At 65.8% G+C, this 16279-nt stretch carries 13 protein-coding genes; 8 read left to right on the forward strand and 5 right to left on the reverse strand.

Features of this window, described 5'->3' with window-relative positions:
• Positions 1–603: 603 nt before the first annotated feature.
• From HZB49_RS06750 to HZB49_RS06765, 4 genes are all read right to left on the reverse strand, one after another.
• Entirely contained in the window at positions 604–1893 is a 1290-nt protein-coding gene (locus HZB49_RS06750; protein WP_291609730.1) for an MFS transporter, read from the reverse strand.
• Positions 1894–1993: 100 nt separating this feature from the next.
• Entirely contained in the window at positions 1994–3184 is a 1191-nt protein-coding gene (locus HZB49_RS06755; RefSeq protein WP_291609731.1) for an acetyl-CoA C-acyltransferase, read from the reverse strand.
• A gap of 248 nt (positions 3185–3432) precedes the next feature.
• Positions 3433–4203 (reverse strand): enoyl-CoA hydratase, encoded by a 771-nt coding sequence (locus HZB49_RS06760; RefSeq protein ID WP_291609732.1) that lies wholly within the window; start codon positions 4201–4203, stop codon positions 3433–3435.
• A gap of 306 nt (positions 4204–4509) precedes the next feature.
• Entirely contained in the window at positions 4510–6831 is a 2322-nt protein-coding gene (locus HZB49_RS06765; protein ID WP_291609733.1) for a molybdopterin-dependent oxidoreductase, read from the reverse strand.
• 79 nt (positions 6832–6910) lie between these two features.
• Between HZB49_RS06765 and HZB49_RS06770 the strand changes: the two genes are divergently transcribed.
• On the forward strand, positions 6911–7468 hold the full coding sequence (locus HZB49_RS06770; protein ID WP_291609734.1) for a PaaI family thioesterase: 558 nt from the start codon (positions 6911–6913) through the stop codon (positions 7466–7468).
• A gap of 60 nt (positions 7469–7528) precedes the next feature.
• A complete protein-coding gene (locus tag HZB49_RS06775; RefSeq protein ID WP_291609735.1) occupies positions 7529–8137 on the forward strand; it encodes a TetR/AcrR family transcriptional regulator in 609 nt (202 codons plus the stop codon).
• Between the two features lie 106 nt (positions 8138–8243).
• Here the strand turns inward: HZB49_RS06775 and HZB49_RS06780 are convergent, their stop codons facing one another.
• Entirely contained in the window at positions 8244–9167 is a 924-nt protein-coding gene (locus HZB49_RS06780; RefSeq protein ID WP_291609736.1) for a LysR family transcriptional regulator, read from the reverse strand.
• 120 nt (positions 9168–9287) lie between these two features.
• On the opposite strand from HZB49_RS06780, the gene HZB49_RS06785 reads away from it, so the two are divergent.
• From HZB49_RS06785 to HZB49_RS06810, 6 genes are all read left to right on the forward strand, one after another.
• Positions 9288–10784 carry a CoA-acylating methylmalonate-semialdehyde dehydrogenase gene (locus tag HZB49_RS06785; RefSeq protein ID WP_291609737.1) on the forward strand — a complete coding sequence of 499 codons (1497 nt, stop codon included), beginning with the start codon at positions 9288–9290 and terminating at the stop codon, positions 10782–10784.
• 123 nt (positions 10785–10907) lie between these two features.
• Complete coding sequence (locus HZB49_RS06790; protein WP_291609738.1) at positions 10908–12053, forward strand: isobutyryl-CoA dehydrogenase; 1146 nt, start codon at positions 10908–10910, stop codon at positions 12051–12053.
• The gene (locus tag HZB49_RS06795) at positions 12050–13132 is read left to right on the forward strand and encodes an enoyl-CoA hydratase/isomerase family protein (RefSeq protein WP_291609739.1); all 1083 of its coding nucleotides are present in this window, start codon (positions 12050–12052) and stop codon (positions 13130–13132) included. Before HZB49_RS06790 ends, HZB49_RS06795 begins: the two co-directional genes overlap by 4 nt.
• 34 nt (positions 13133–13166) lie before the next feature.
• Entirely contained in the window at positions 13167–14057 is an 891-nt protein-coding gene (gene mmsB, locus HZB49_RS06800) for a 3-hydroxyisobutyrate dehydrogenase (protein ID WP_291609740.1), read from the forward strand.
• A complete protein-coding gene (locus HZB49_RS06805) occupies positions 14057–15793 on the forward strand; it encodes an AMP-binding protein (RefSeq protein ID WP_291609741.1) in 1737 nt (578 codons plus the stop codon). The genes mmsB and HZB49_RS06805 overlap by 1 nt, the downstream gene beginning before the upstream one ends.
• Positions 15793–16272 carry a MaoC family dehydratase gene (locus tag HZB49_RS06810; RefSeq protein ID WP_291609742.1) on the forward strand — a complete coding sequence of 160 codons (480 nt, stop codon included), beginning with the start codon at positions 15793–15795 and terminating at the stop codon, positions 16270–16272. Before HZB49_RS06805 ends, HZB49_RS06810 begins: the two co-directional genes overlap by 1 nt.
• Positions 16273–16279 lie beyond the last annotated feature (7 nt).

A 16279-nucleotide genomic window follows, 5' to 3' on the forward strand; every position in this document is an offset into this window, starting at 1 on the left:
CCTCTCTTGTGAAGAGGGCGCAGGGAAGGCCGGGCGCCGGCGGCACCCGCATCACCGTGTGCGAAGAGTGCTACAACGAATGCACACGGGTTTGACAGGTACAGCCGAGACATCCCGGCCTTCCCCGCGCAATGGCTTTACGGTTTACTTCGTGCTCTCCCCGGTGAGCGGCGTTTGTTGTCACCGTTGCGGCACCCGCACAGGCAGGGCCGATAGACGCCACGGTCGCGGCGCCAGGACCACACGACTTCGCCGTACGCTGCAGACGTTTCGTCTGGCAGGAAGAACGACCCGCCTGACGCCGCAGCGTCCATCGCAACCCGCGCCAACGTTCCGTGACGACCGCGAAGCGTCCCCTCGTGGTGGCGCGGGCTGGCCGAACGCATACCGTAAATCAGAATTCCTGTAAAGCGAAATATTTTCAATCACGGAGCTTGACCCGATTCCGCCAAACCGAAGTGATTTGCCCGTCGTGCCGGAAATGCAACAGCTCTTGCCCACACTACGTTGTCGCCCCGGCGAGAGCCGGGGCCCATAACCACAAATGCTCGTGGTTGTGCCGAGCTGGAGTCCCGGTCCCGGCTTTCGCCGGGACGACACCACTCAGGCCGCTGCCGCCGCCACCTTCGCCGGCCGCGAGATGGCGAGCACGATCAGGGCCGCGACGATGCAGAGCGCGCCGGCGACGAAGAAAGCCGGGAGATAGGTGGCGAGCACGGTGCGCGACAGGCCTGCGCCGAAGGCGGCGACGCCGGCGCCGAGCTGGTGGCCGGCGAAGATCCAGCCGAACACGAGGTTGGCGCGCTCGGCGCCGAACCGCTGCGCGGTGAGGCGCACGGTCGGCGGCACGGTGGCGATCCAGTCGAGGCCGTAGAACACGGCAAACAGCGACAGCCCGTAGAAGGTGAAATCGGTGAACGGCAAAAACAGCAGCGACAGGCCGCGCAGGCCGTAATACCAGAACAAGAGCCAGCGGTTGTCGTAGCGGTCGGACAGCCAGCCGGAAATGATGGTGCCGAAGAAATCGAAAATACCCATGGCTGCGAGCAGGCCCGCGGCCTGCACCTGCGGGATGCCGAAATCGAGGCACATCGGGATCAGGTGCACCTGGACGAGGCCGTTAGTGCTGGCGCCGCAAATGAAGAAGGTGGCGAACAGGATCCAGAACACCGGCTGCTTCGAGGCATCGCGCAGGGTGCCGAGAGCAACCGCCGCAATCGGCGCGGTGCTCGGCGGCGGCGCGGGCAGGGGCTCCGTGCCCTCGTCGCCGAACGGGCGCAGGCCGAGATCGCCGGGCCGGTCGCGCATCACCATCAGCACGGCGAAGGCGGCGACGCCGAGCATGATGCAGACCAGCGCCAGCGCGACGCGCCAGCCGACCTGCTCGGTGACGGCGGCGAGCGCCGGCAGGAACAGCAATTGCCCGGTCGCGACGCTCGCCGTGAGGATGCCGACCACGAGTCCGCGGCGCGCCACGAACCAGCGCGTGGCGATGGTCGCGCCCAGCACCAGCGCCGTCATGCCGGTGCCGATGCCGATCACGACACCCCACAACAGGATCAGCTGCCAGACCTGCGTCATGAACAGCGATCCGAGAAGGCCGGAGACGACGACGAGTTGCGCCGCCAGCGTTACGTTGCGCAGGCCGTAGCGGTTGAGCAGCGCCGCGGCAAACGGCGCCATCAGTCCGAACAGGATGAAGCGGATCGACAGCGCCGAGGAAATCTCGGCGTTGCTCCAGCCGAACTCCTTCTGCAAGGGCACGATGAAGACGCCGGGCGCGCCGACCGTGCCGGCCGAGATCAGCGCGGCGAGGAAGGTGACGGCGACCATCGCCCAGCCATAATGGATGTTGCGGCGGGCGAGGGCGGCGGACAGCCAGTTCGAGATCATGGAGCCTCAGAGGGTCTTATTTTTTTTGTGTTGATGCAATTTGCCACAAGGGAGGCACGGCGCGAATGCCGTGCTTCCCTCATTTCCGGACCTGCACGCGCTAGTGAACGATGCGCTCGACCGCGATGGCGGTGGCTTCGCCGCCGCCGATGCAGAGCGAGGCGACGCCGCGCTTGAGATTATTGGCCTCCATCGCATGCAGCAGCGTCACGATCAGCCGTGCGCCGGTGGCGCCGATGGGATGGCCGAGCGCGCAGGCGCCGCCATTGATGTTGAGTTTCTCCCGGGGAATTCCGAGGTCGCGCTGCGCCGCCATTGCCACCACCGCAAAGGCCTCGTTGATCTCGAACAGGTCGACATCGCCGACGCTCCAGCCGACCTTGTCCAGCAGTTTCCGGATTGCCGGGATCGGCGCTGTCGTGAACCATTGCGGTTCCTGGCTGTGGGTGGCGTGGCCCTTGATCTCCGCCAGCACCGGCAGCCCGTCGCGATCGGCGAGCGAACGCTTTGCCAGGATGAGCGCGGCGGCGCCGTCGGCGTTGGCCGAGGAGGCGGCTGGCGTGATGGTGCCGTTGGCGCGGAAGGCCGGCTTCAGCCCGGGGATCTTTGTAGGGTCGACCTTCAGCGGATGCTCGTCATTGGCGATGATGCGGGGGCCGGCCTTTTCGGCCAGCGTGATCGGCGCGATCTCGCTCCTGAAGGCGCCGCCTTCCACCGCCTTCCGCGCGCGGGTCAGGGTTTCCATCGCGTACTTGTCCTGGTCGGCGCGGGTGAACTGATAGGCTTCGGCGGTGGCCTCGCCGAAATCGCCCATCGAGCGGCCGGTCTCGTAGGCGTCCTCGAGGCCGTCCATCATCATGTGATCGATGATGCGGTCGTGGCCGGCGCGGTAGCCGCTGCGTGCCTTGGCCAGGAGATACGGCGCGTTGCTCATGCTCTCCATGCCGCCGGACAGCACGATGTTCGCCGAGCCGGCATGGATGATGTCGTGTGCCAGCATGGTCGCCTTCATGCCGGAACCGCAGACCTTGTTGACGGTGGTGGCGCCGGTGGCGTCAGGCAGTTTTGCCCCACGCGCGGCCTGCCGCGCCGGGGCCTGGCCCTGGCCGGCGGGAAGCACGTTGCCCATGAAGACCTCGTCGATCCGTTCCGGCGCGAGTTTCGCACGCTCCAGCGCGGCGCCGATCACGTGCGAGCCGAGCTTGTGGGCGGCGAGCGGCGACAGCTCGCCCATGAAGCGGCCGAGCGGGGTGCGGGCGGCGGAGAGGATGACGACGGGATCGTGGGCCATGGCGGTGCTCCCTGCGGGAATTCAATAGATTATGGTCATCATATGATGCGACGAAAAAAATGCAACGGCGCGGGGCATGATAAATTGTCGTGATCGCATGAATTGGGCGCGCAATGCCGCCGAGCCACACCCGGCGCCCTCATCCTGAGGAGCGGCTTGCGCCGCGTCTCGAAGGATGAGCCAAGAACGAGATAGTGGCCTCATGGTTCGAGACGGCGCTGTGCGCCTCCTCACCATGAGGATTGGCGCTAGCGCTTGCGGTTGAGGAACCCGCCCATCATCTGCTGCGGCTCGCCCGTCAGGAACGACCTGCCGAAGGCGCCGACGCTGAGATTGACGGACTCGCTCAGCGGCAGTTCCTCCCAGCCGCGGCACAGCTCCTTCTGGATGCGCAGCGCCTCGGGGCCGCATTCAAGCAATGCCTTGACGGTATGCTCGACGGCGTGGTCGAGGCCGCCGGGTGAGGCGACCCGATCGACCAGGCCCCAGGCGAGCGCCGTCGCCGCATCGATGTTTTCCGCGGTCATCACCAGCCAGCGCGCGCGGCCGTAGCCGATCAGCCGCGGCAAGAGCGCGGCGTGGATCACGCTGGGTATGCCGACCTTGACCTCGGGCATGCCGAACATGGCGTCATGTGCGGCGACGCGGATATCGCAGGCGGCTGCGACCTCGAGCCCGCCGCCGAGACACCAGCCGGGCAGCCGCGCGATCACGGGGGCAGGGAAGCGGCGGATCGCCGCGCAGAGATCGCGCAGGCGGGTGATGAAGGCCTCGGCCGATTTCTGGTCGAGCTTCGCCATCTCCCTGATGTCGGCGCCGCCGATCATGCTCTTCTCGCTCTGGCCGGTCAGGATGACGGCGCGGATGCTGTTGTCGCCGGCGAGCTTTTCAAATCCTTCGCGCACGCCGTCGGTCACGGCGGAGCCGAGGATGTTGAGCGAGCCGGCATTGCAGACGGCGAGGCGCACGACGCCTCTGTTGTCGCGGGCAATCCCGCAATGCGGATTGAGCATTTCCATGGTTCTTGTTGTGGCTCCCTTGTGCGTGCGAGCGGCGAGGGAGCACTTCCTTGGCAAGCGTGGCTGTTGTCAAGGGTTGCTGTCGGCTTACCTCTCCCCGCGCTTTGCGGGGAGAGGTCGGATCGCGCAGCGATCCGGGTGAGGGGCCGGGCGCTCCGCTAACCACGGATATGGCGTATCCGACTCGCTGTCTTCCTCGAGCTAAATATCGCGGTTGCCAGCGTGCCTCGCCCCTCACCCGAAGCCTTCGCTGCGCTACGGCTTCGACCTCTCCCCGCAAAAGAGCGGGGAGAGGTGAGATTCTGCCTACGCCGACGCCCGATGGATGCGCTGCGAGGCCGCCTCATGGGCCGCGGCTTCCGCTGCCGCCAGCCGTTCCAGCCGCACGAGGACGTGCTTGTGATAGGGCGTGGCCGCGATGGGGTCGCAGTTGCCGCGGTCGGTCAGCACATTGATGCGAGGGCCGTTGCTGAGACGCTCGCCGTCGCCCGCGGGATAGGCCTGCCCGTAACCGTGCGGCAGCGCGAGCTGGCCGCTGCGCATGGAGTCGTCGCGCTTGGCCCGCGCGACGACGCGGCCGGCAGCCGATTGCACGGCGATCCATTCGCCGTCGTTGGCGCCGAGTGCTTCGAGATCGGCGGCATTGATCAGCAAGGCGCCGTCGGGATCGTCGCGGCGCCAGGCCGGATCGCGAAAGATCTGGTTAGCGTTGAACATGCGCCGCTGGCCGGCGGCGAGCACGAAGGGATAATCGTCGTGAGGTGCCGCGGCAGCCGGATCGAGCTTATCAAGCCACTCCAGCATCGGTGCGATCGCGAGCCGCACCTTGCGGTCGGGATGCGAGATCAGCGACCACACGTCGTCGTAGTCGTGCTCGGTGAAGGCGGCGCCGTTGCGCGATCCGACGATGGCGTCGAACAGGACTTCGCCGAGCGCCTGGTCCGGCACCTCGGGGCCGGTGTTGAGCGCGCGGCGCACCGCCTGCGGCGAGCGTTTGGCGCAGAGATGCGCGGCCTGCCACAGCGGCGCGGCGGCGGCAGTGCCATCGGGCAGGGTGGCGCCCAGCGTATTGTAGAGCACGAGCGCGCCGAGCGGCGCCAGCGCGGGATTGGCGCCCATCAGGCTGCGAAGCTCCGCGGCGAAGGCGGCGCGGGAGCGGAACGCGGCTTCGCGCAGCGGCGCCAACGCGTTGTCGCCGGGCAGAAGTCCCAACGCACGCGTCAGCCGCGTGTAAATTTCCGGCTCGGGCAGGGTGCCTTCGAGCGGTGCGACAACACCCGCCCGCACATGGAAGTAATTCCTCGGGAATTCGAAGTTGAACAGCGTGAACTCGGTCTTCTCGTATTGCGAGGAGGCCGGCAGCACGTAATGCGCCAGCCGCGCTGTCTCGGTCATGGCGACGTCGACGACGACGACGAGATCCAGCGCGCGCAGCGCCTTCTCCACCTCTGCGGTATTCGCAGCGGTGTTGGCGGGATTGGAACTGTCGATCCACACCGCGTGCAGGCGGTCGGGATGGTCGGCAAGTACCGCATCCGGGAACAGGTTGGGCGGCAACAGGCCGCCGATCACCTCGGTATCGGCGGCGGCAAAGCGCTGATTCGGCGAATTGCCCCATAGCGGCTGCAGCCAGCTGTGCAGCTGGTTGGTGCCCTTGCGGCCGAAACTGCCGGTCAGCATGATCAGGAGCTTCTCGAGCCACGAACTGAGCGTCGAGTTGACGCCCTGCTGGATGCCGAGCTCGACGCGGACGGTCATGGCCTTGGCAGCAACGATCATGTCGACGCATTGCTCGATCTGCGTGAGCGGGATGTCGGCGGCATCGGCCCATTGCTCGGCCGGAATCTTCAGCAAGGCATCCCTGACCTCGGCATAACCCGTGGTGTGCTGCTCGATGAAGGCATGGTCCACGGCATCGCGCTGGATCAGGCGCGCCAGGATTGCGCCGAGCAGGAAGGCATCGGCGCCGGGACGGACGGCCAGATGCAGGTCGGCGCGCTCGGCAGTCTCCGAGCGGCGCGGATCGATCACGATCATCCTGCGGTCCGGATCCTTGCGGATGTCATTGAGATGGTCGCGCGCATTGGGAAAGCCGTGGGCGATCCAGGGATTGGCGCCGATCACGAACAAGAGGTCGCAATGATGCACGTCCTCGGCGGTGTGGCAGGTCTGGCTGCCGAACATGTGGCCGTTGACCCAGAAGTCGCCGGTCTTCTCCTGCGCCAGCGCGTTGAAGACATGGCGCGAGCCGAGCGCGCGCATCAGCGCGGTGGCATAGGCGCCGCCGGCATGGTTGCCCTGGCCGCCGCCGCCATAGAGCGCAAGGCTCTTGCCGCCGTGGCGGTCCACCACCTCGCGCAGCCTGGCGGCGATCTCCGCGATCGCGGTGTCCCAGTCGATCGCGTCGAAACCGCCGTCGGAGCGGCGGCGCAGCGGCGTGGTCAGCCGGTCGCGGTGGTGGGCGTAGAAGGGGATGCGCGCCGCCTTGTTGCAGAGATAGCCCTGCGACTTCGGATTGTCGCGGTCGCCGCGCACTTTTGTGATGCGGTCGTTCTCGACGAGCACCTCGAGGCCGCAATTGACGTAGCAGAGATTGCAGGCGGTCTTCCGCCAATCCGCGCCCGGCATGGCCATCCCTTCCATTGTTGGACGGAGGCGTTATATATGACGAACATCATTCAATCAATCGGCCTGAAGGAGATCCTCCATGACCGCGGCCAGCGCCCAGAAAACCCAGGAACTTCCGGACCTGTTTGCGCCGCAGCTGCGGCGGGAGCGGGTGGTGGACTGGCAGGCGCCGGGGCCGGCGGCCAGGGCGGCGATGACGATGTCGGGGATGGAGGCGATGCGCGGGATTCGCGACGGTATCCTGCCGCCGCCGCCAATGGCGAAACTGATCGGCTTCCGCATGGCCACGGTCGAGCCGGGGCGGATCGTGATGGAGCTGGACGCCGAGGAGAGCCTGGAAAACACCATTGGGCTGCTGCATGGCGCGACCGCCGCGGCGCTGCTGGATACCGCTATGGGCTGCGCGATCTCGACCATGCTGCCGGCCGGCCAGACCTCGGTGACGCTCGACCTCAAATTGACCTATCTCAGGCCGCTGTCGGTGAAATCAGGCACGATTCGAGCTGAAGGCAAGCTGATCAAGCTCGGCCGCCAGAACAGCTATACCGAGGGCTTCGTGCGCGACGGCGCGGGCAATCTCGCAGTGCACGCGACGGCGACTTTTTCCATGATCGGCGGGCCGCAACAGGCGAAATAGCAGCAGCTTTTTCAACCCGGTGGTGCTATTATATGACTACAGACATGTAATGGACGGCCCATGCGCTATACCAAGGAACACAAGCAGGAAACCCACGCCCGCATCGTGCGCAAGGCCTCGGTGCGGCTGCGCGAGAAGGGCGCGCACGGCATCGGCGTCGCCGACCTGATGAAGGAGGCGGGGCTGACCCATGGCGGCTTCTACGCCCATTTCAATTCCCGCGAGGCGCTGGTGATCGAGGCGTTCAACTACGCGATGGACCGCTCCACCGACCGCTGGCGCAAGCTCGCCGAGCAGACCTCGCCGGAGAAGCGCTTTGCGGCGATCGTGGAGTCCTACCTGACGACGATCCACCGCGACGATCCCGGTCACGGCTGCGCGGTGCCGACGCTGGGGCCGGAGATCGCCCGCGAGGGCGCGAAGGCGCGAAAGGCGTTTGCCGCCAGGCTCGACGAGATGATCGAGATGATGGCCGACCAGCTGCCGGAACTGCCGCGCAAGGCGGCGCGGGCGCAGGCGATTGCGGCGCTGTCGACCATGGCCGGCGCGCTGGTGCTGTCGCGCATCGCCGGCACGGGCGAGTTCTCCGAGGAGATTCTTGGGGCAGGGCGCGAAGCCGCGCTGTCGCGGGCGTCGAAGCCTGCCGCCAGGAAGCCGCGCGCGAACTAATTGGTTGCCAGACCCATGCAGGGTGGGCAAAGGCGCCTTTGCGTCGTGCCCACCTTCTTGTGTGCTCTTGAAGGTGGGCACGCTGCGCTTTGCCCACCCTACGGCGCTACGGCGCTTTCGCGCGCCCGTTGAACAGCGCCCGCTCGCGCTCCACGGTTTCATGGATGTAGTCGGCCACCGCGCGGATGCGCGCGAGATCCTTGCTGTCGGCGTGCATCAGCATCCAGAAGGTGCGGGAGATCGAGACTTCGTCCGGCAGCACCGGCTTCAGCTCCGGGTGCGCTGACGCCATGAAGTGCGGCAGCACGGCAATGCCGAAGCCCGAGATGGTGGCATTGAGCTGCGCGATCAAATTGGCGCTGCGGAATTTGGCGGAGATTTTTGGCGAGACCTGCGGCAGGTAGTCCAGCTCCGGCGTGAACAGCAGCTCCTCGATGTAGCCGACGAAGCGATGCGCGGCGAGATCGGCGCGGTCCCTGATCTCGGGCGCGCGAGAAAGATATGCCGGAGCGGCGTAGAGGCCGAGGCTGTAGTCGAGCAGCTTTCTCCCGACGATGCGGCCTTCCTTGGGCATGGTGAGGCTGATGGCGATGTCGGCCTCGCGCTTGGACAGGCTGAACAGCCGCGCGGTCGCGACCAGCTGCAGGTCGAGATCGGGATACCGCTCGCCGAACGCGACCAGCCGCGAGGCGAGAAAATGGCTGCCGAACCCGTCAGGCGCGCCGATCCGCACCGTGCCGGTCAGATGCGCCCGCGAGCCGCCGACCGCCTCCTGGTTGGCGACGATGGTGGATTCCATCGCCTCGGCGCTGTCGGCGACGCGCTGGCCGGCTTCAGTGAGGAGATAGCCGCTCTTGCGGCGGTCGAACAGCTTTGCCGAAAGCGACTGTTCCAGCCGGTCGACACGCCGGATCACCGTGGCATGATCGACGCCGAGCTGGCGGGCGGCAGCCGAGACCGACCCGCCGCGCACGATGGCGAGCACGAAGCGAAAATCATCCCAGTCGATCGTGCCGCCTTGATCCAGCATTTCCGCACATCTAAGGTGCAATATCTCGGACTTGAATCCTATAAAATGCAGGTCAAAAGGGTTTGTAAAGCGATCCCTAGAGGGTCGACGCGAACCGGCCGGGACCAGGGAGGTTATTTCATGCGCTCAATCGGACATTTCATCGGCGGCAAGGAAGTAAAGGGCACGTCCGGGCGGACGGCTGACGTATTCGAGCCGATGACCGGCGATGTGCAGGCCAAGGTGGCGCTGGCCTCCAAGGCGGAAGTCCGCGCCGCGGTCGAGAATGCGCGCGCTGCTCAGGTCGAATGGGGCAACACCAATCCGCAGCGCCGCGCCCGCGTGATGATGAAGTTCCTCGAACTGGTGCAGCGCGACTACGACAAGCTCGCCGAGCTTCTAGCTCGCGAGCACGGCAAGACCGTTCCCGACGCCAAGGGCGACATCCAGCGCGGCCTCGAGGTGGTGGAATTCGCCTGCGGCATCCCGCATTTGATGAAGGGCGAATACACCGAAGGCGCCGGCCCCGGCATCGACATCTATTCGATGCGGCAACCGCTCGGCGTCGTCGCCGGCATCACGCCGTTCAATTTCCCGGCGATGATCCCGATGTGGAAGTTCGCCCCCGCGATCGCCTGCGGCAATGCCTTCATCCTCAAACCCAGCGAGCGCGATCCGGGCGTGCCGATGCGGCTGGCCGAGCTGATGATGGAGGCGGGGCTTCCGCCCGGCGTCCTCAACGTCGTCAACGGCGACAAGGAAGCCGTCGATGCAATCCTCGACGACCCCGATATCAGGGCCATCGGCTTCGTCGGCTCGACGCCGATCGCGCAGTACATCTACGAGCGCGCCGCGCAAACCGGCAAGCGCTGCCAGTGCTTTGGCGGCGCCAAGAACCACGCCATCGTGATGCCCGACGCCGACATGGACCAGACCGTCGATGCGCTGATCGGCGCCGGCTACGGCTCGGCCGGCGAGCGCTGCATGGCGATTTCGGTCGCGGTCCCCGTCGGCAAGACCACGGCCGATCGCCTGATGGAAAAGCTGATCCCGCGCGTGGAGAGCCTGAAGATCGGCACCTCGATCGATCCGTCCGCCGATTACGGTCCGCTGGTGACGCGTGAAGCCGTCGAGCGCGTCAAGAACTACATCGACATCGGCGTCAAGGAAGGCGCGACGCTCGCCGTCGATGGCCGCGGCTTCAAGATGCAGGGCTACGAAAAGGGATTCTATCTGGGTGGTTGCCTGTTCGACAACGTCACCAGGAACATGCGCATCTACAAGGAGGAGATCTTTGGTCCCGTGCTCTCGGTGGTGCGCGCGCATGACTACAAGGAAGCGCTGGCGCTGCCGTCGGAGCACGACTACGGCAACGGCGTTGCGATATTCACCCGCGACGGCGACGCCGCGCGCGACTTCGCGGCGCGCGTCAACGTCGGCATGGTCGGCATCAACGTGCCGATCCCGGTGCCGATCGCCTACTACACCTTCGGCGGCTGGAAGAAGTCCGGCTTCGGCGACCTCAACCAGCATGGTCCGGACTCCGTTCGCTTCTACACCAAGACCAAGACCATCACCTCGCGCTGGCCGTCCGGCGTCAAGGAGGGCGCGGAGTTCTCGATCCCGTTGATGAAGTGATGGTGTATTTTGCCGTCATTGCGAGGAGCGAAGCGACGAAGCAATCCAGAGTGAGCAAGGCAAGTTGGATTGCTCCGCTTCGCTCGCAATGACGGCTGCGGGGAACAGCTTTCAAGGACAAGAATGCAATTCGCTCTCAACGAGGACCAGGTGGCGGTTCGCGACATGGCGCGCGAATTCGCCGTGGAGAAGATCGCGCCGCATGCGCTGCGTTGGGACGAGGAGAAGCACTTTCCCGTCGACGTGATGCGCGAGGCGGCCGCCCTCGGCATGGGGGGCATCTATATCAGGGACGATGTCGGCGGCTCCGCCATGACCCGCTTCGACGCCGCGCTGATCTTCGAGGCGCTGGCGACCGGCTGCCCCACCGTGTCGGCCTTCATCTCGATCCACAACATGGCGTCCTGGATGATCGATGCCTACGGCAACGACACCCAGCGGCAGAAGTGGCTGCCGAAACTCTGCACGATGGAGTCGCTCGCAAGCTACTGCCTGACCGAGCCGGGCGCCGGCTCCGACGCGGCTGCGCTGCGAACCCGCGCGGTGCGCGAGGGCGATCATTACGTCCTGAACGGGCAGAAGCAGTTCATCTCGGGGGCCGGCGGCACGGATATCCTGGTGGCGATGGTGCGGACTGGCGGCGACGGTCCGGGTGGGGTGTCGACGGTCGTCATCGACGGCAAGGCGCCAGGGGTGTCGTTCGGCGCCAATGAGCGCAAGATGGGCTGGAATGCGCAGCCGACCCGCGCGGTGATCTTCGAGAATGCGCGCATCCCCGTCGAGAACCGGCTGGGCGATGAGGGCATCGGTTTCAAGATCGCGATGGCGGGGCTCGACGGCGGCCGCCTCAACATCGCCGCGTGTTCGCTCGGCGGTGCGCAGAGCGCGCTCGACAAGACGCTGGGCTACATGAAGGAGCGAAAAGCCTTCGGCAAGCGGCTCGACGAATTCCAGGCGCTGCAGTTCCGCATCGCCGACATGGCGACCGAGCTCGAGGCGGCGCGGACCTTTCTGTGGCGCGCGGCCGCGGCACTCGACCGCAAAGACCCGGACGCGACGATGCTGTGCGCGATGGCCAAACGCTTCGGCACCGATGTCGGCTTTGAAGTGGCCAACCAGGCGCTGCAGCTGCATGGCGGCTACGGGTACCTGTCCGAATACGGCATCGAAAAGATCGTGCGCGACTTGCGCGTGCACCAGATCCTGGAAGGAACCAACGAAATCATGCGGCTGATCGTATCGCGCAAGCTGATCGAGGGCGCGCGATGAGCGAGGCTCCGGCGGTTGTGGGCGCCGAGCCCGACCTGATCGTGCGGCGTGAGGGCGCGGCGGGGATCATCCGGCTGAACCGCCCGAAAGCCATCAACGCCATGACGCTGGAGATGTCGCTCGGCATCGATGCCGCGCTCGACCAGTTCGAGGCGGACCCGGCGGTGGCGGTGGTGGTGCTGGAAGGCGCGGGCGAGCGCGGACTTTGCGCCGGCGGGGATATCCGCGGCCTCTGGGAAAGCTCGAAGGTCGGCGGCGATCTCGGCAAGGTGTTCTGGCGCCAGGAATACATCATGAACGCCCGCATCGCCAGGTTTCCAAAACCCTATGTCGCGTTCATGGACGGGCTGGTGATGGGCGGCGGCGTAGGACTGTCGGCGCACGCCAGCCATCGCGTGGTGACGGAGAAAACCAAGCTCGCGATGCCCGAAGTCGGCCTCGGCTTCTTCCCCGACGTCGGCGGCACCTGGCTGCTGTCGCATTCGCCGGGCGAAATCGGCACTTATTTTGGACTGACCGGCCAGACCATGAACGGTCCCGATGCGATCTATTCCGGCTTTGCAGATGCGGTGGTGCCGACCGCGAAATGGCCGGCACTGCGCGAGGCGCTGACCAGGGTTCGCGCCGGTGCTACGGCGACCGAGGTCAGGAAGCTGATCGATGGCTTTGCGACCGCTGAGACGTCGGGGCCGGTCGCGGCCATGCAGTCGAGCATCGATCGCTGGTTCGGCCATGACCGCATGCAGGATATCATCGTCGCCTTGCAGCGCGACGGCTCCGAGCCGGCGCTGGCGACGCTGAAGGCGCTTTCCGAAAAATCGCCCCGCGGCATGGTGGTGACGCTGAGGCTCCTGCGCCTTGCGCGCACCGCGAAGTCGCTGGAAGAATGCCTGGTGCGCGAGTATCGCGCAGCGCTGCAGGTTTTTGCCAGCGACGATTTCCGCGAGGGCGTGCGTGCCGCCGTGATCGACAAGGATCGGCAGCCAAAATGGTCGCCGCCGCGCATCGAGGATGTCACGCCCGCGATGGTCGCACCCTATTTCGCGGAGATCGGCGCGGACGAATTGAGATTCCCCTAGATCAAAAAAAAGCGACAGCCGGAGGAAACAGAATATGGCAAACATTGCATTCATCGGACTCGGCAACATGGGCGGGCCGATGGCGGCCAATCTGGTCAAGGCCGGCCACAAGGTGACTGCGTTCGACTTGGTCGCGGCCTCGCGCGATCAGGCGAAGGCCGATGGCGCGTCGATCGGCGAGAGCGCGGTGGCGACCGTGAAGGACGCCGACACCGTCATCACCATGCTGCCGGCGGGCAAGCATGTGCTGTCGGTGTGGAACGAGGTCGTCCCCGCCATGAAGAAGGGCGCGCTGATCATCGATTGCTCCACCATCGACGTCGAGAGCTCCAAGCAGGCGCATGCGCTGGCGGCGAAGCACGGCATGGGCTCGGTCGACGCGCCGGTCTCCGGCGGCACCGGCGGCGCCAAGGGCGCGACGCTGACCTTCATGTGCGGCGGCGACGAGAAGTCGTTTGCGGCGGCCACGCCCGTGCTGGAGAACATGGGCAAGAAGATCGTTCATTGCGGTGGCGCCGGCGCGGGGCAGGGCGTCAAGATCTGCAACAATATGGTGCTGGCCGTATCCATGGTTGCGGTTGGCGAAGCCTTTGCGCTGGCCGAGAAGCTTGGGCTGTCGCATCAGGCGGTGTTCGATGTTGTCTCGACCTCGTCGGGCCAGTGCTGGGCGCTGACGACCTATTGCCCGGTGCCTGGTCCGGTGCCGACGTCGCCCGCCAACCACGACTACAAGCCGGGCTTTGCCACCGCGCTAATGGTGAAGGACCTCACGCTGGCGCAGGATGCGGCGAAGGCTTCGGGCGCGGCGACGCCGCTCGGCAAGCACGCGCAGGAACTCTACAAGGCCTTCGATGCTTCCGGTCATGGCGGGGTCGACTTTTCCGGAATTATCCAGCACGTTAGGGGCCTTGCCGGGAAAGCTTGATGACGACTTTCAAGGAAGCGCGCGCCTTTCTGCTGCAGCATCGGACCGACTACGATGCGGCGGTGAAGGGATTCCGATGGCCGGATCCCGTGTCCTTCAACTGGGCACTGGACTGGTTCGATGCGGAACTGGCGCGCAATCCTGAAAGCCGCGACCGCGCGGCGCTGTGGATCGTCGATGCCGGCACCGACCGCGAGGCGAAACTGTCATTCGCCGAACTGTCGCGCCGCTCCAACCAGGTGGCGAACTTCCTGCGCGCGCAGGGCCTGAAACGCGGCGATCATCTCTTGTTGCTGCTCGGCAATGTCGTGCCGCTGTGGGAGACCATGCTGGCGGCGATGAAGCTCGGCGTGGTCGTGATTCCCGCCACCACGCTGCTGACGGCAGACGAATTGCGCGACCGGCTCGACCGCGGCCGGGCGAGAGCGGTGGTGGCGACGCAGGATCAGGTCGCGAAGTTCGCCGGGCTCGGCGACGAGAAGCTGGTCCGCATCGTCATTGGCGGCACAGGCAAGGACGGCTGGCTGCCGTTCGAGGAGGCGGCGAAGGCTTCGGATGCTTTCGCGCCCGATGGTGCGACCAACGCCGACGACCCGATGCTGCTTTATTTTACGTCCGGGACGACGGCCAAGCCGAAGCTGGTGCGGCACAGCCAGCGCAGCTATCCCGTGGGTCATCTCTCGACCATGTACTGGCTCGGCTTGCAGCCCGGCGATGTGCATCTGAACATTTCTTCGCCCGGTTGGGCCAAGCATGCCTGGAGCTGTTTCTTCGCGCCGTGGAATGCGGGAGCGACCATCTTCATCGTCAACCAGCCGCGTTTCGAGGCGAAGGGCCTGCTGTCGATCATCGGCCGCTGCGGTGTCACCACGCTGTGCGCGCCGCCGACGGTGTGGCGGTTGTTCATCCAGGAGAAGCTGTCGGACTTCAAGGTGAGCTTGCGCGAGGTCTGCGGCGCGGGCGAGCCGCTCAATCCCGAAGTGATCGACCAGGTGCGCGCGGCCTGGGGCCTCACCATCCGCGACGGCTACGGCCAGACCGAAACCACGGCGCTTGCCGGCAACTCGCCGGGGCAGAAGGTCAAGGTCGGCTCGATGGGCCGCCCGCTGCCGGGCTATCGCATTCGCATCACCGACCACGACGGCAACGAGACCAGAGAGGGCGAGGTGACGCTCGTGCTCGGCAGCGGCCGGCCCGCCGGCCTGATGCAGGGCTATCAGGGCGAAGACGGCAAGCTTTCGGGCACCGACCGCGATCTCTATCGCAGCGGCGACGTCGTGTTCGTCGATGACGAGGGCTATTTCACCTTTGTCGGCCGCTCGGACGACGTGTTCAAGTCCAGCGATTACCGCATCAGCCCGTTTGAGCTGGAAAGCGTGCTGCTGGAACACGAGCAGGTGGCGGAAGCCGCCGTGGTGCCGAGCCCCGATCCGATCAGGCTCGCGATCCCCAAGGCCTATGTGCTGCTCATTGCCGGCGTCGAGCGTTCGCCCGAGACGGCGCTGTCGATCTTCAGGCACCTGCATGCGCGGCTTGCCCCGTTCAAGCGCATCCGCAAGCTCGAGCTGGTGACGGAACTGCCCAAGACGATCTCGGGAAAAATCCGCCGCGTGCAGTTGCGTCGCCTCGAACATGACAATAATCGTGACGACGCGATGCGGGGCCTCGAGTTCCGCGAGGAAGAATTCCCCGAGCTTGCCAAGGTGCGCACGGCCGGGCTGGAGACGAGCCAGTAATGAATGAAGTCTGGAAGAAGCCGCCGGTCTCGCTCGAGGCCTATCAGGCCATGGTGGGCAAGGAAGTCGGCGTGTCGTCCTGGCACCTGATCGACCAGAGCCGGATCAACGTGTATGCCGACGTGATCGAGGACCACCAGTTCATCCATATCGACCCCGAGCGGGCGAAGAAGGAAACCGCGTTCGGCAACACCGTGGCGCACGGCTTTCTGACGATGTCGCTGCTGTCGATCATGTCTTATGAGGTGATGCCGGTGATCCAGGGCACCACCATGGGCGTCAATTATGGCTTCGACAAGCTGCGCTTCTTGTCGCCGGTGCGCGCCGGCTCGCGCGTGCGCGGCCGTTTCGTGCTGACGGAGGCGAAGCTGCGCAAGCCGAAGGAGCTGCAGTCGCGCACCAGCGTGACAGTCGAGATCGAGGGCGAAGACAAGCCGGCGCTGGTCGCCGATTGGCTCGGGCTGATCTATTTCGAATAGGGCCACT

This window comes from Bradyrhizobium sp. (genome assembly GCF_016219575.1).
Classification (GTDB): domain Bacteria; phylum Pseudomonadota; class Alphaproteobacteria; order Rhizobiales; family Xanthobacteraceae; genus Bradyrhizobium.